This is a genomic window from Bacteroidia bacterium (assembly GCA_041391665.1).
Classification (GTDB): Bacteria; Bacteroidota; Bacteroidia; order J057; family J057; genus JAGQVA01.
The window spans coordinates 443732-457450 of record JAWKNO010000001.1 but is presented as its reverse complement, the minus strand read 5'-3'; the positions used below and the strand labels follow the sequence as shown (position 1 = coordinate 457450).

Below are 13719 nucleotides of genomic sequence, written 5' to 3'. Positions count from 1 at the left end.
TGGTAAAGTTATAATTGAATAAAGACATTTTTCGGCTCAGTAAAAAACCGAAGCGCCTCAAATCCCCCCTCTCTTCCAATCCCCGACTGCTTGACTCCGCCAAAAGGTGTGCGGAGATCACGCACCAGCCAGCTGTTGACCCATACGATTCCAGACTCTATTGCTCCAGCAAATCTATGTGCACGTTGGAGGTTTGAAGTAAAAATAGTGCTGGATAAACCATATGGGGTGCAATTGGCATACCGAAGTGCTTCACTTTCTTCAGTAAATGGGAAAACCGTTACTATTGGTCCGAAAATTTCCTCCTGATTCACTCTGCATTCGGGGCCCAGGCCGGCGATGACTGTAGGTTTCAGAAAAAATCCATTGGCGCAGCGTTCATTTACGCTGTCGGCGGGTTCGCCTCCACAGAGGATTTCTCCGCCTTCTTCACGGGCAATCTGGATGTATCGAAGATCTTTTTCATACTGTGTACGGGAAACAATTGCACCGATATCTGTATCTTCTTCTTGCGGATCGCCTATTTTCAAAGCTTTTACCCGGCTGACAAAATCACTTACAAAACGATCATAGATTGATTTTTCGACAAATAAGCGGGAGCCACAAAGGCAGATTTGCCCCTGGTTGGTAAAGGATGCCCTGACACTGGTGCTGAGCGCATGTTCATAATCTGCATCGGCAAAAACCACATTTGCATTTTTACCGCCCATTTCAAGGGAGACTTTTTTAAACATGGGCGCGGCTATTTCGGCAATTCTCCTGCCGACTGCCGTGCTGCCGGTAAAGGATAAAACGGGAATATGCGGATGGGAAACAATCGCCTCTCCTACCGCAGGCCCGGTACCGTGGACAATATTCAATACGCCGGGAGGCAGTCCTGCCTCTATACAGATTTCGGAGAGCAGGTAAGCAGTGTACGGCGTAATTTCCGAAGGTTTTGCTACAGCAGTATTGCCCGCAGCAAGCGCAGGGGCAATTTTCCATGAAAAAAGATAAAGCGGCAGATTCCAGGGAGAAATTAGTCCGGCAACGCCCATCGGGCGACGCAGGGTATAGTTAAATCCCTGACCGCCCATATCATAGGATTCGTTGTGAAACTGCGTAATGGCATGGGCAAAGAATCGGAAATTATCTTCTGCCCGGGGAATATCCATGCGTCGGGCGAGTGCAACCGGCTTTCCGTTATCCGTAGCTTCTGCCAGAGCCAGTTCTTCCCTGCGGGCGGCGATACCGTCAGCGATCCGGGAAAGTATTGCAGCGCGCTGGTCAACCGGCATCCCCGACCAGTACGGAAAAGCATTTTTAGCAGCCAGATAGGCCGCCTGTACATCTTCGTGATCACTATCAGGAATTTGGCTAAACACCAGACCTGTGGCGGGATTCAGGCCATCCAGATATTTACCGTTTCCCGGCGGTGTCAACTCACCATTGATATAATTTCGAATTTCAACCATATATCAAATTCCGTAGGGATCTTTCAGGTAATCCTGAATCGCAATATTCGCCTCATCCAGATCAAATGCCAGAAAATCCCAGGTTTCGCCTTTTCCCATACCCATCCACTCACGGAACTCCGCCCCTTCTTTAGAACCTTTTTTATTGATCTGCTCCATCATATGGTAATAGCCAGGCAAGCCGCCACAATCTTCAGGCGGGCAATTACCCGCACCTTTTACACAGATAGCTTTGGGGAGAATGGTATTTTCCAGAACTTTTTCCAGAACAATGGTATGGCTCCAGCTATCGCCAAAATCATATTCATATAGAATTTTGTCTTTCGGATTTTTTAGAAATGTATTGATGAGGAGTTTTTCCGCATCCAAAATTTCTTCCGAAAAAAAATCATCATCATAAGGAACGCCGATTTTCACACCATCGGGACCCATTTTATCAAAAAACATAAATAAATGAGCATTCTCCCAACCCATGGAACCCTGAATGATAAAATGCAGGTCAATAAAAGAAATCTTAGGTTGCACCCACAACCTGCGCCAGACTGGCGGCTGTGAATGATCCAGTGTTACTTTAATCTGATAGACCATTGAGTTTTCAGTTGGTAATTACAGAGAGCCGGTTCTTCCGCCATCAACGGGAAGATTTATCCCGTTAATATACGCAGCAGAAGGAGAAGCAAGAAATACAATTGCGCTGGCAGTTTCTTCCGGTGAGGCAAACCTCCCGGCCGGAACGGTTTTTTTAAGTCTTTCCATCATTTCCTGCTCAGAAATACCAGCAGATTTTGCCCAAACCTCTACGAGGGAAAAAAACCGCTGGGTTTCGGTGAATCCGGGAAGCACATTATTGACAGTAATGCCAAAAGCCGCAAGTTCATTTGCCAGCGTTTTTGCCCAGCTTGCTACTGCACCTCTTGTCGTATTAGATACGCCAAGTCCTGTGATTGGTATTTTTACAGAGGTTGAAATCACGTTGATAATTCGTCCATAACCCGCTGCTTTCATGCCAGGTACCACTGCCTGAGCGAGGATATGATTGCACAACAAATGCATCTGGTAAGCCGAAACAAAATCTTGAGGCGAAGCGGAAATAATCGGGCCGCCAGCCGGGCCGCCGGTATTATTGACAAGAATATGGACAATTTTCCCGGAGGAAAACCAGTCTGTCACCTTTTCTTTTAGGATATCTGGCTGAGAGAAATCAGCGACGATATAGTCATGTTTCTGGCCGGAGTCAGTATCCAGCGCCTTACCTACACGTTGAAGTTGCGCCTCGTTTCTGGCAATAAGGGTAACTGTGGCACCGAGACGGGCGAGTTCATATGCAGAAGCTTCCCCGATTCCCTGGGTACTGCCACCGACGAATGCATGTTTGCCGGTCAGGTTTAAGTTCATAGTTTCAGCCTTAATTCAGAAGCCAATAATGCGCATTTACGCAGCGAAATACAAACCTGTCAGGGAAGAAATCCAATGACAAAAGTATAAGCCATAATTCCGTATGCAAATATGGAGAAAAGCACCGATGCAACCGGCATTCCCAAAAATGCAGTTGTTACAAACCCGATCCCAACAGCCACAAAAGCATAAGTCATCCAAAGTGACTTCTGCCGGGAACTTTTTATCGACTTACTGAAAGTTCCGGTGACTGGAAAAAGCAACCCCAGACATACAACCCCTATATTTTCGGCCAGTGGAAGTCCTGCTGTCAGTCCGGCAATCAGACTCGCCGCACCGGCTACCAGTAGTCCGGCAAAGATATTGGAATAGCGGATCTGCTCATCACTCAGTGCATATTTACCGTAAGAATTAAACCGGAGAAGGAGGTTAAAAAGAATGCTGGAAAACCAGGAGAAAAAAACCAGTACCAGGTAAAATGGCGCGATATAGGGGACACTGTTTGCAATAAGTACCAGTCCAATGATCAGTGCCCAGCGATATCCACTACTTATGCTTTCCATCCAGAAAGCAAATTTCAGGTAGGCGCGGTAAATCCAGTATTTGGCCTTCAGGCCTTCAACAAGGCCTGAGCGGGCCGCTTCATTGTCGGGGTCGAGTCTGACCCCTTCTTTAAAATGAACCAATGCCTCATCATATCGCCCTTCTTCCAGCAGCGCCCATCCCTTATTGATATGCGTATAGGCATTTTCGGGGTTCTTATGCATAGAATCATCAAAGGCAGCGCTGGCTTCGGGGCTTCTGCCCAGTTTGACCAGGATTCTGGCCCGGATGTTGATTCCGTCGACATGTTCAGGATTGAGACTGAGCCCCTGCTCGGCGGCGGCGAGCGCATCCTCCCATTTACTTCTTGAAAACTGAATATAAGCCAGATGCACAAACTGATTGGCATCAGAAGGATCAATACGAATTGCCTCCTCCACTGCGGCAAGCGCCTCTTTTGTTTGCCCTTCCTGATAATAAATACGGGACAGAAGCCCATGCGCAAAGGCAAAATCGGGGGCAAGTCCGATGGCGTTTTCAACTTCTTTTTTAGCATCTTCCGTACGCCCCTGCCCCAGCAGGCTGATGCCCAGATAAGAGCGCACAAGAGGATTGTTCAGATAATCACCCATCTGCTCGCGGATTTCTTTTTCCGCCATATCGTAGCGCCGCTGGCCAAGCAGAAGTTCTATTCGGCTTAAATTCATTTCTTTATGTTCAGGTACGCGAGAATCTCATCATAAAGCCCGGCTTCATTTGAGTAGAGTGCGTAATTACGGGCAGTGGCAAACCACTCTTTGGTAGAGGAGTTTACTTTTCCGGCAGCTGTGATCAGATCTTTCAGATTGATCGGCTCCAGTTTGCCAGACTTCATAGATTCACGGAGTTTTTGTTCGACCGCAATATCTACCACCGCTTTCAGGTCTGCACCGGAAAGCCCCTGAGTCTTTTTGGCCAGTTTGGCATAGTCGATATCCTCCACCGGCTTATCTTTCATCATAATGCGGAGGATAGCGGCGCGTGCTGCTTCATCTGGAGGTGGTACAAAGAGGATCCGGTCAAACCTTCCCGGACGGCGGAATGCCGAATCCATATTCCAGGGCGTATTGGTTGCCGCCAGAATGAGGACCCCGTCATTGGAGTATTTGACGCCGTCAAGTTCGGCGAGAAACTGATTGATCAGGTGGCGTCCGCCGCTTTGTTTCATGTCGGTACGACTCGCGCCGAGGGCGTCCACCTCGTCGAAGAAGAGGACACAAGGGGCTTCGGCCCTTGCCGTCTGAAAAATATAATGCAGATTTTTTTCGCTGTTGCCAATCCACATGTCGAGGATGTCGTTGATCCCGACGGAGATAAAACCAGCGTTTACCTCGCCGGCTGTGGCTCTGGCAAGATGCGTTTTCCCACAACCCGGAGGGCCATAGAGCAACATACCTCCCCCTATGGATTTGCCATAAGCCTGATAAAGATCGGGATGTTTGAGCGGAAGAATGATCTTCAGACCAATTTCTTCCTTCACATGATCCATTCCCCCGACATCATTAAAATTGATACTCGGGCGTTCGATCTCTCCAAATATTTCATCCTCATCTTCATCAGCATATTCAACCGGTACACGACCGCCGTATCCATCGTCATAACCAGCCTGCGCCATATGCTCGCCCAACTGGTTTTCAAAACTCACATCCCGCAAAGACCGGTCAAGGCGGATAGCCTGCTGGTAGGACTCCAGCGATTGTTCAAATTCTTCATTTTGATAAGAAAGCCTCGAATGAAGCATAAATGCCTTTGCCAACGGAGGATCAATCCCCATGAGCTCTTCAAGGATTACCAATGATGCAGAATTTTTCCCCTGGCGGGCAAAGGCTTCGGCAAGGCCGAGCTTTATTTCCATATCTCCGGGTGCATGCTGAAGCCCCTGAGAAAAATGTTTTTCGGCTTCCTCATATCGCTGCAAATCCATTAGGATTGAAGCGACATGCTTCCTGAGTGGAATATTGTCTGGCGAAAAGGCCAGGGCTTCCAGCAGGCTTTTTAAGGTCTCTTCCTGTGATGGCATCAACTATTTTTTATGATTCGTACGCCCCTTTTCACAAAATTAAGCAATATTTTCCGGACTAACATTCAATTGCCGGAAGCTTTGGGTTCTGATACTGCAAACTTACGAATCTGTATGCCAATTGGTTTATGAAAAGTGTATCTTTGCCCCCAAATCAGAATCATCTGCTATGGCCAACGCGATTAAAGAAACTAACTTCCAATTTCCAGGACAGCTCTCACGTTACGGAGGAAAAGTAAGGGATGTCTATAATATCAGCGACGAATATCTGGTCATTGTGGCCAGTGACCGTATCTCTGCCTTTGATTATATTCTCCCAAAGCCCATCCCCTATAAAGGACAGGTTTTGAACCAGACGTCCGAGCATTTTTTCCGGGCGATTGACGGACTCGTGCCAACACATGTGGTGGCTGTACCAGACCCCAATGTCACCATCGGTCTGAAATGCAAAGCGTTTCCGGTAGAAGTTGTCGTACGCAATTACCTGGCCGGCCACGCCTGGCGTGTTTACAAGTCCGGCCTTCGCGAACTTTGCGGCGTAAAACTTCCCGACGGGCTCAAAGAAGCGGACCGTCTCCCGGAACCCATCATTACCCCGGCGACCAAGTCCCAGATCGGGCACGATGAAGATATATCTGAAAAAGAAATTCTCAGTTCTGGCCTGATCGACCCGGGAGAATGGGGCCAGATCAGACACTACGCGCTGGAGCTATTCAACAAAGGCACAGAAATGGCCGCCGCTCAGGGGTTGATTCTTGTCGATACCAAATACGAATTTGGTTCCCACAACGATGATATCTACCTTATAGACGAAGTGCATACACCTGACTCTTCCCGCTATTATTATGCAGAAGGATATGCAGAGAGACAAGCTGCCGGACAACCCCAGAAACAGCTTTCCAAAGAGTTTGTCCGCGAATGGCTGATGGCCAATCAATTCCAGGGACTCGACGGACAGGTGATGCCCGATATGCCAGACACATTTGTCAATGAGATTACCGACCGATATGTCGAACTGTATGAAAAGGTAACCGGCAAAGATTTTCAGCGCGGAGACAACTCGAAAATAGAAGAAAGAATTTACGAAAACACAGTATCTGTACTGAAAAGCCTGATTTAGCACAAACCTTATGATATACCTTTCGGCGGAAAATATCTCCAAATCCTATGACGAAAAACTGCTGATGGAGAATCTGAGCTTTGGCATTGACCAGGGGCAGAAAATCGCACTCATCGGTGTCAACGGCTGTGGAAAATCTACCCTCCTGCGCATTGTGGCAGGCATAGAGACGCCGGACTCAGGTACGATCAGCATCCGAAAAGGAACCAAAATCTCCTACCTCGCTCAGGAACCCAATCTCCCGCTTAACAAAACCGTGGCCGAGGTAGTTTTTTCTTCCGATCAGCCCGAACTACAGCTCATACAGGAATATGAAACCCTGCTTGCAGAAGTGGGAAAACACCCCGAAAAGCAGTCGCGCCTCGATGAAGTTATGGCACTTATCGATTCATCCGATGCATGGAGTTATGAGCAAAAAATCCACGAAGTGCTCAGCAAACTGGAGGTCAACTTCCTCGATCTCCCAATAGGGGTGCTTTCCGGCGGACAGCAAAAACGCGTTGCTATGGCCCAGGCACTCATCAGCGAGCCTGACCTGATGATCATGGACGAGCCGACCAACCACCTCGACCTTGCCAGCATCGAATGGCTGGAAAAATTCCTTTCCAACAGCAAACAAAGCATCCTCCTCGTCACCCACGACCGCTATTTTCTTGAAAGTGTTACTGACGAAATATTTGAGCTGGAACAGGGAAATCTCTACCGATATAAAGGCGATTACGCCTATTTTCTGGAGAAAAAAGACGAACGCGAGCAAAACAAACTCACGGAAACCGCCCGGGCAAAAAGCCTTTTCCGCACCGAACTCGAATGGCTGCGGCGTTCTCCCAAAGCACGTACCTCCAAGTCCAAATCGAGGATCGACGCTGCACACCAGCTCGGTGATAAAGCCAGCTACCGCCAGGAGACAGCGGAAGTTTCCCTTCAGGTGAAAGGTCGCCGCATAGGAGGGAAAGTGCTTGAAATCAAGCACTTACAAAAGGCCTACGGAGACCTGAAAATACTCAATTCATTTACCTATACCTTCAATCGCCACGACCGCATCGGTATTGTCGGCCCCAATGGTGTAGGGAAAACCACATTTCTGCGAATGATCACCGGCGAGGAAGAACCCGACTCCGGGAAAATCCGCATGGGGGAAACCATCGTTTACGGCTATTACAAACAGTCGGGCTTCGGATTTAAGGACAATGCACGCGTCATAGAAGTCGTGACCGAAGCCGCCGAAACCGTCGAAATAAGCAAAAGTCAGAGCCTTTCAGCCTCCCAACTGCTCGAACATTTTCTTTTTCCCCGCTCCACTCACTACAAAATGGTGGACACCCTCAGCGGAGGAGAAAAGCGCCGGCTCCACCTGCTGCGCATATTGATGACCAACCCCAATTTCCTGATTCTCGATGAGCCCACCAACGACCTGGACCTCATCACCCTCCGCAAGCTGGAAGAATTTCTCGCAGACTTTGCAGGCTGCCTGATTGTCGTAACCCACGACCGGTTTTTTATGGACCGGCTGGTAGATCATATGTTTGTATTTGAGGGAGATGGAGAAATCAGAGACTATCCGGGGAGTTACTCGCAGTATAGGGAGTGGAAGGAACAACAGGAAAAAACCGTACCGGAAAAAGAAGAAAAAACGCCGGAGGCAGAAACACCTGCACAAAAAGAGAAGCCCAAAACCGATCGCAAACGCAAGCTCAGCTTCAACGAGCAACGCGAACTCGAGCGGCTGGACAGCGAAGTAGAAAAGCTGGAAGCACGCAAACAGGAGGTAACCGTACTGATGAATGGAGGCGGAGCTGACTACGAAAAACTCGCCGCTCTCGCAGAAGAACTCAAACAAATCACCGCCGAGCTCGAAACCAAATCCGACCGCTGGCTGGAATTGATGGAGATCGCGGAGGGGTGAAGCGGGATGTAGAACCGATGACAGAGGTTAGAAGTACCTGGAGCTAAATAAGAGACGTATTCTCTTCATCAAAGAACAATACTTTTTTGAAAAGAATTGTGTAACTTAGGTGATGGCTTTGAAAAAATTCCTTACATGATTATTTCTGAACGAATAACACTAAATCCACAGGTTTGTAAAGGACGCCCAACTATTCGTAATATGCGGTTTACAGTGGCTCAAATGCTGGAATTACTAGCTGGAGGGATGTCTACGCCTGAGATTTTAGCTGATTATCCCTATATCGAAGAAGAAGATATTCAGGCTTGTTTACTCTATGCAGCCCCCTAGAGATTTCTCAGATGGACATTTGCTTAACGATGAAGAAATTGCGCGTATAGCGAAACTAGAAGACCTGATTATCATAACTAAGGATCTGGATTTTTTTGACAATTATCTGATTAAAGGAAGCCCCCCAAAAGTTCTGCTTCTTCAGTTTGGTAATATAGGTAATCAGCAGCTCTTAAGTTTATTTGACGCTAACCTTGAAAAGATCCATATTTTATTGAATGGAGGTGCAGAGATGATTTTGTTTTCCCGTGATCGGATTGCAGAATATAGTGGAAATTGAACATTTTTACCTCGAAACCAAATCCGACCGCTGGCTGGAACTGATGGAGATCGCGGAGGGGTGAGGAAAGACAGTATGAATCAATCTGAAAAATGAAAGAAAGACTTCGCCAGCATATCATCAACAGACTCGGTGGTAATATTGACGGAATCGACGAGGTACTCTCCCAATTCAAATCAATCAAAGTCAAAAGAAACGAACAAATTCTGACTCAGGGAGATATCTGCCGGTATGTTTACTTTGTAGCAAAAGGCTGTCTGCAGGTGTACGTTTATGACAAAAACAGCAATGAAACCACACGGGATATTGTAACCGAAGACAACTGGTGCTCAGAACTGATGAGTTTTGGCAATGAGCAACCTTCAAGCGAAAATATCAGGGCTGTTGAACACTCAGACCTTTGCGCCATTGACAGAGTAAGTTTTATGAATATGATGGAAACGGTTCCTCAATTTGGCCTGATCTATAACCAAATTCTTGAAGCCTCTTATGCTAACTCTGTCTATAGAATCAATACTTTCGTATCACTTTCTGCCCTGGAACGAATACAATGGCTGATGGAATTTCGTCCCAACTTAATGACCAGGCTTTCGAGCAAACTCATCGCATCTTATCTCGGCATTTCGCAGGAAACATTCAGCCGGCTCAAAAGGAAACACTAAAATATTGACAAATGTCAATGTTTAGGGATTGGGGATTGGAGAGTTTTGTCCATGTTTTTATTTCACTTTAATTAAATCTAAAACTATGGACAAGATATTAAACACAGGGCGCTGGATATTCCCGGTTTCTTTTCTGATGTATGTTGGCCTTCACTTTGGCAAACCCGAAGTAGGAGCCGATTTTGTTCCTGACTATATTCCCTTTCCCTATTTTTGGAACTACTTTACAGCCTTTTGCATATTGGCATTCATTGTAAGTGCGGTAATTGCCAGATACGATAAACTCGCCTATACAATGATGGCTTTGTATGTAATTCTCATGGGATTGTTGGTTCATTTACCGAGAGCCTTGGGATATGAACTCGGTTTGGAAAATATGGCAGCCGATCTCGCCAGAGAAAAAGAACTTGAAATGGTCAACTTCTTCCGCAACATTATGGTCACAGGCGCATTGCTCGCATTCGCCAAATATGTTGCAAAAGACACAAGAATACCCTTTAGCAGAACGTAAGCTGAGTTTGCCATCTCCCTCCGTATGCGCCAGGAATCGCTGAAAAACCAGAATTCTCTCATTTCCAAATTTTTCGTACCTTTATCTAAAAGCGTTTTTTTATGGCTGAGCATAAGCTAAACAGGAGTTATTCCGTAGAAGAATATTTTGACCTCGAATCCACTGACCCGAAGACAAAATATGAGTTTGTCGACGGGATAATTTATGCTATGGCCGGAGGAACCATCAGACACGGCCTGCTTATCAGTAATGTTCTTTATTGGGTTAAAGATGGACTCCGGAAAGCGGGCAAGCCCTGTAAAACTTTCAGCGGGGATGTAAAAGTGTCGGTAGAACATGCAAACTCATATCTTTATCCGGATGTTTTTGTGGTCTGTGGCAAAATCGATGATGAAAAAAACCCTAACCATGCGATAAAAAACCCCAAACTGATCATTGAGGTACTTTCCGAGTCCACACAGAATTACGATCAGACACATAAATTCAGGTTGTATAGATCAAACCCCAGCTTCGAAGAATATATCATGATCGACCAGGAGCAGGCTATCGTGGAGTCTTTTGTAAGAATCAGCAATGACCACTGGCAAATTCGCACCTATATAGGTCTCGATAAGGAAATCGAACTGAGTTCGATTGGCATCTCCCTCCGTATGCAGGACATTTACGAGGATGTGATGTCTTAGCCACAATCCCTTCGATTCTTCGAAGAAATTCCTTACGTTTAGGGCAAAGCTACTACTACCACTTTATTTGCCCTTGACATGAAACGGAAAACCTTCATCCAGAATTCGTCTTTACTGGTTGCCTCTGGCCTTCTGGCTCCTTATGTATCCTGTATGTCCGAACAAAAACCCAATACCAATACCCTGAAAAACTGGGCGGGAAACTATTCCTATAAAGCCCCTTCCCTTCACCAACCGGGAACGCCCGAAGAGGTTCAACAACTTGTCAAACAATTGGACAAACAAAAAGCACTCGGCTCGCGCCATTGCTTCAACAATATTGCCGACAGTCCGCAAAACCAAATCTCCACTGTCCGCCTCAATAAAATCGTCTCCCTCGACACCGAAAATAAAACCCTGACCGTGGAGAGCGGGGCGCGTTATGGTGATTTTGCCACAGAACTCGACACCCAGAGATATGCCCTCCACAATCTGGCTTCACTGCCGCATATCACGGTCGCTGGTGCCTGTACAACCGCTACTCATGGCTCTGGCATGACACTGGGCAACCTGGCCTCAGCTGTTGTGGCCATGGAAATTGTCACGCCGCAGGGAGAACTCATCACTGTCAACCGCGAACATCCTGATTTTTACGGACTGGTAGTCGGTCTTGGTGCCATCGGCATTATTACCAAAGTAACCCTTCAGATAGAGGATACTTATCAGGTGAGACAGGACATTTTTCAGGAACTACCGCTCGCATCGCTGGAAAGCCATTTTGAAGAAATTATGTCTGCGGGTTATAGTGTCAGTCTTTTCACCAACTGGCTGGACCAAAAAGTGAGTCAGGTCTGGATCAAACGACGGACTGACCAGCCGATGACGGATCATGGAAATGATTTTTTCGGAGCTACGGCTGCGGGTCGCAACCTCCACCCTATTGTCGAAATTTCACCCGAAAACTGCACCGAGCAGATGGGCATTGCCGGGCCATGGTATAATCGCCTGCCGCATTTCAAAATGGGTTTTATGCCCAGCGGAGGAGAAGAACTGCAATCAGAATACTTTATTCCGCGTGAAAACGCCGTAGATGCCATCCTCGCACTGGAAAAGAAAAAAGACCTGATCAATCCACAGTTGATGATCACCGAAGTGCGCACCATCGCTGCCGACGAACTCTGGATGAGCCCTTGTTATCATCAGGACAGTGTAGCCATTCACTTCACCTGGAAACAAAACTGGGAAGAAGTGCGGAAACTCCTGCCGATGATCGAAGCAGAACTGTCGCCTTACAATGTAAAACCACACTGGGGAAAACTATTTACCATTGACCCGGCCATACTTCGCTCACGATATGAGAAGTACCCAGATTTTCTGGCGCTGGCAAAAAAATACGATCCCGAGGGCAAATTCAGAAATGACTATCTGAATCTGAATATCTATGGGTGAAATTATGCTCAGGCGAATAGGATTTCTAAAGCCCCTTAAAACATTCGCCCGGGGAAAATAATGAGTTGGATAAAATTAAACTCGATATTCCGGAAGTTCACAGAATAATTGTTGGGGTTTTCATTCAGCAACAATCGGGGGAAATACCTGAGATTTGTGCGGAGCAGAAAGCTTTGCAAGCGGTTGGGTCTGATATCCCAGCCGAAAGTCAGTCCATATCCGGGCAACTGATTCTGAATTTCAGTGACAACAGTATTTTTATATTTTTCTTCAAAAGTGAGGTTCTCAAAAGATACCACAGGCCCGGCGAAAGGAGCAAAACCATGATAATCAAACAGGTACTTTGTAGCTTCAAGAGCAACCGATTGGCGCACAGATTTCTGGTTTACGCCGTAGGTGTCGCTTTTGTAGCTGTAACTGCGAAAGCTGGCAGAAAAATTAATATCTGGCTTATGGAGGTAATAGCCCAGGGCAAGGTCTGGCATAACCGAGATTCCGTTGCGAGGAATAGCATAATTCCAATACACATCATATCTTGATTTCCCGAGCCACCAGGCAGAAGACATTCCCGCACCGACAAAAAATCCATTCAGCTTCTTCTTTTCAGCAAGAACCTGAGTAATTTCTTTGGTTTTACCAGATTCCCAGTCCTTCTCCGCACTGATTGTAGTCTCCAGCATCATTCGCCATGAGAGGGAAATGTACACGGGAGGCGTCTGGATCTGGGCTCTTTTGTATAGACTCAAATAGTAGTTCTGCTTGCTTGAATAATTGTATAATACACTGATTTCCAGCAGGTTGCTTTTATAGTTAAAGGTCAGGCCACCCACAATTGGCAAACCTACACGGGTAATATCAGGGCCGCTTTTTTCTGATAGGTTCAGATTGTCTTGTGTGAAGGAAAAAGGCGCAAGTGAAGTTCCCAGAAACGGACTAAGTCGCCGATGTTGTATCCTCCACGGATAATATTTGAATACCGTCTCCACTCCACTGGAGAAGGAAATTTCCTGATTTTGGGATTCTATTTTAGGGTTATATAAGGGTATGGCAATATAAAAATCAGCGTGCCCCCAGAAATGCGTGCCGCCAATAAGAATACGGGATCGCTGAAGGGAGGAAAGCATCATCGACTCCGGTATATCCAGGCTGTTAAGAAAGGTAGTTTGTCCTCCAAAACTTCTTTGAAAATCAATGCCAACGTTCATTTGGGCAAACCGGTGGCGCGTCTGTTTTTCCACATAAACCTGTGCATGAGAGAGGAATGGGAAAAGCAGAAAAACGCCAACTGCAATGATTGTCTTCATATTTACTGACTATGACCCAATTTACAGCAAAATGTTTCTTCGGG

At 46.6% G+C, this 13719-nt stretch carries 14 protein-coding genes; 8 read left to right on the top strand and 6 right to left on the bottom strand.

Going from position 1 to position 13719, the window contains the following annotated elements; genetic code table 11:
- Positions 1-8 precede the first annotated feature (8 nt).
- Genes R3D00_01835 through R3D00_01815 form a run of 5 tightly spaced genes read right to left on the bottom strand, consistent with a single transcriptional unit; the run spans position 9 to position 5451 of the window.
- Positions 9-1454, bottom strand: coding sequence for an aldehyde dehydrogenase (locus R3D00_01835; GenBank protein MEZ4771891.1), 1446 nt, complete (start codon positions 1452-1454; stop codon positions 9-11).
- 3 nt (positions 1455-1457) lie between these two features.
- Positions 1458-2042 carry a plasmid pRiA4b ORF-3 family protein gene (locus R3D00_01830; protein MEZ4771890.1) on the bottom strand — a complete coding sequence of 195 codons (585 nt, stop codon included), beginning with the start codon at positions 2040-2042 and terminating at the stop codon, positions 1458-1460.
- An 18-nt stretch (positions 2043-2060) separates the two neighbouring features.
- Positions 2061-2849, bottom strand: coding sequence for an SDR family oxidoreductase (locus R3D00_01825; protein ID MEZ4771889.1), 789 nt, complete (start codon positions 2847-2849; stop codon positions 2061-2063).
- A 59-nt stretch (positions 2850-2908) separates the two neighbouring features.
- Positions 2909-4099 carry a tetratricopeptide repeat protein gene (locus tag R3D00_01820; GenBank protein ID MEZ4771888.1) on the bottom strand — a complete coding sequence of 397 codons (1191 nt, stop codon included), beginning with the start codon at positions 4097-4099 and terminating at the stop codon, positions 2909-2911.
- On the bottom strand, positions 4096-5451 hold the full coding sequence (locus tag R3D00_01815; protein MEZ4771887.1) for an AAA family ATPase: 1356 nt from the start codon (positions 5449-5451) through the stop codon (positions 4096-4098). The genes R3D00_01820 and R3D00_01815 overlap by 4 nt, the downstream gene beginning before the upstream one ends.
- 169 nt (positions 5452-5620) lie before the next feature.
- Here R3D00_01815 and R3D00_01810 point away from each other — a divergent pair, with 169 nt between their 5' ends.
- The 8 genes from R3D00_01810 (at position 5621) to R3D00_01775 (ending at position 12371) form a co-directional block, all read left to right on the top strand.
- Positions 5621-6571 (top strand): phosphoribosylaminoimidazolesuccinocarboxamide synthase, encoded by a 951-nt coding sequence (locus R3D00_01810; GenBank protein ID MEZ4771886.1) that lies wholly within the window; start codon positions 5621-5623, stop codon positions 6569-6571.
- A gap of 10 nt (positions 6572-6581) precedes the next feature.
- Positions 6582-8477, top strand: a complete 1896-nt coding sequence (locus R3D00_01805) for an ABC-F family ATP-binding cassette domain-containing protein (protein MEZ4771885.1) — start codon at positions 6582-6584, stop codon at positions 8475-8477.
- A gap of 135 nt (positions 8478-8612) precedes the next feature.
- The gene (locus tag R3D00_01800) at positions 8613-8807 is read left to right on the top strand and encodes a DUF433 domain-containing protein (protein ID MEZ4771884.1); all 195 of its coding nucleotides are present in this window, start codon (positions 8613-8615) and stop codon (positions 8805-8807) included.
- Positions 8794-9087, top strand: coding sequence for a DUF5615 family PIN-like protein (locus tag R3D00_01795; protein MEZ4771883.1), 294 nt, complete (start codon positions 8794-8796; stop codon positions 9085-9087). The genes R3D00_01800 and R3D00_01795 overlap by 14 nt, the downstream gene beginning before the upstream one ends.
- A 92-nt stretch (positions 9088-9179) precedes the next feature.
- A complete protein-coding gene (locus R3D00_01790; GenBank protein ID MEZ4771882.1) occupies positions 9180-9749 on the top strand; it encodes a Crp/Fnr family transcriptional regulator in 570 nt (189 codons plus the stop codon).
- A gap of 85 nt (positions 9750-9834) precedes the next feature.
- Complete coding sequence (locus R3D00_01785) at positions 9835-10260, top strand: hypothetical protein (GenBank protein MEZ4771881.1); 426 nt, start codon at positions 9835-9837, stop codon at positions 10258-10260.
- A 101-nt stretch (positions 10261-10361) separates the two neighbouring features.
- Entirely contained in the window at positions 10362-10943 is a 582-nt protein-coding gene (locus R3D00_01780; GenBank protein ID MEZ4771880.1) for a Uma2 family endonuclease, read from the top strand.
- 78 nt (positions 10944-11021) lie between these two features.
- Positions 11022-12371, top strand: a complete 1350-nt coding sequence (locus R3D00_01775; GenBank protein ID MEZ4771879.1) for an FAD-binding protein — start codon at positions 11022-11024, stop codon at positions 12369-12371.
- A gap of 35 nt (positions 12372-12406) precedes the next feature.
- Here the strand turns inward: R3D00_01775 and R3D00_01770 are convergent, their stop codons facing one another.
- The gene (locus tag R3D00_01770; protein MEZ4771878.1) at positions 12407-13675 is read right to left on the bottom strand and encodes a hypothetical protein; all 1269 of its coding nucleotides are present in this window, start codon (positions 13673-13675) and stop codon (positions 12407-12409) included.
- Positions 13676-13719: the final 44 nt, after the last annotated feature.

Excerpts from the sequence above, each read along its gene's own strand:
- R3D00_01785 (MEZ4771881.1), top strand. The coding sequence starts at position 9,835 with ATGGACAAGATATTAAACACAGGGCGCTGGATATTCCCGGTTTCTTTT.
- R3D00_01830 (MEZ4771890.1), bottom strand. The coding sequence starts at position 2,042 with ATGGTCTATCAGATTAAAGTAACACTGGATCATTCACAGCCGCCAGTC.
- R3D00_01770 (MEZ4771878.1), bottom strand. The coding sequence starts at position 13,675 with ATGAAGACAATCATTGCAGTTGGCGTTTTTCTGCTTTTCCCATTCCTC.
- R3D00_01805 (MEZ4771885.1), top strand. The coding sequence starts at position 6,582 with ATGATATACCTTTCGGCGGAAAATATCTCCAAATCCTATGACGAAAAA.
- R3D00_01790 (MEZ4771882.1), top strand. The coding sequence starts at position 9,180 with ATGAAAGAAAGACTTCGCCAGCATATCATCAACAGACTCGGTGGTAAT.
- R3D00_01800 (MEZ4771884.1), top strand. The coding sequence starts at position 8,613 with ATGATTATTTCTGAACGAATAACACTAAATCCACAGGTTTGTAAAGGA.
- R3D00_01835 (MEZ4771891.1), bottom strand. The coding sequence starts at position 1,454 with ATGGTTGAAATTCGAAATTATATCAATGGTGAGTTGACACCGCCGGGA.
- R3D00_01780 (MEZ4771880.1), top strand. The coding sequence starts at position 10,362 with ATGGCTGAGCATAAGCTAAACAGGAGTTATTCCGTAGAAGAATATTTT.
- R3D00_01810 (MEZ4771886.1), top strand. The coding sequence starts at position 5,621 with ATGGCCAACGCGATTAAAGAAACTAACTTCCAATTTCCAGGACAGCTC.
- R3D00_01820 (MEZ4771888.1), bottom strand. The coding sequence starts at position 4,099 with ATGAATTTAAGCCGAATAGAACTTCTGCTTGGCCAGCGGCGCTACGAT.
- R3D00_01795 (MEZ4771883.1), top strand. The coding sequence starts at position 8,794 with ATGCAGCCCCCTAGAGATTTCTCAGATGGACATTTGCTTAACGATGAA.
- R3D00_01815 (MEZ4771887.1), bottom strand. The coding sequence starts at position 5,451 with ATGCCATCACAGGAAGAGACCTTAAAAAGCCTGCTGGAAGCCCTGGCC.
- R3D00_01775 (MEZ4771879.1), top strand. The coding sequence starts at position 11,022 with ATGAAACGGAAAACCTTCATCCAGAATTCGTCTTTACTGGTTGCCTCT.
- R3D00_01825 (MEZ4771889.1), bottom strand. The coding sequence starts at position 2,849 with ATGAACTTAAACCTGACCGGCAAACATGCATTCGTCGGTGGCAGTACC.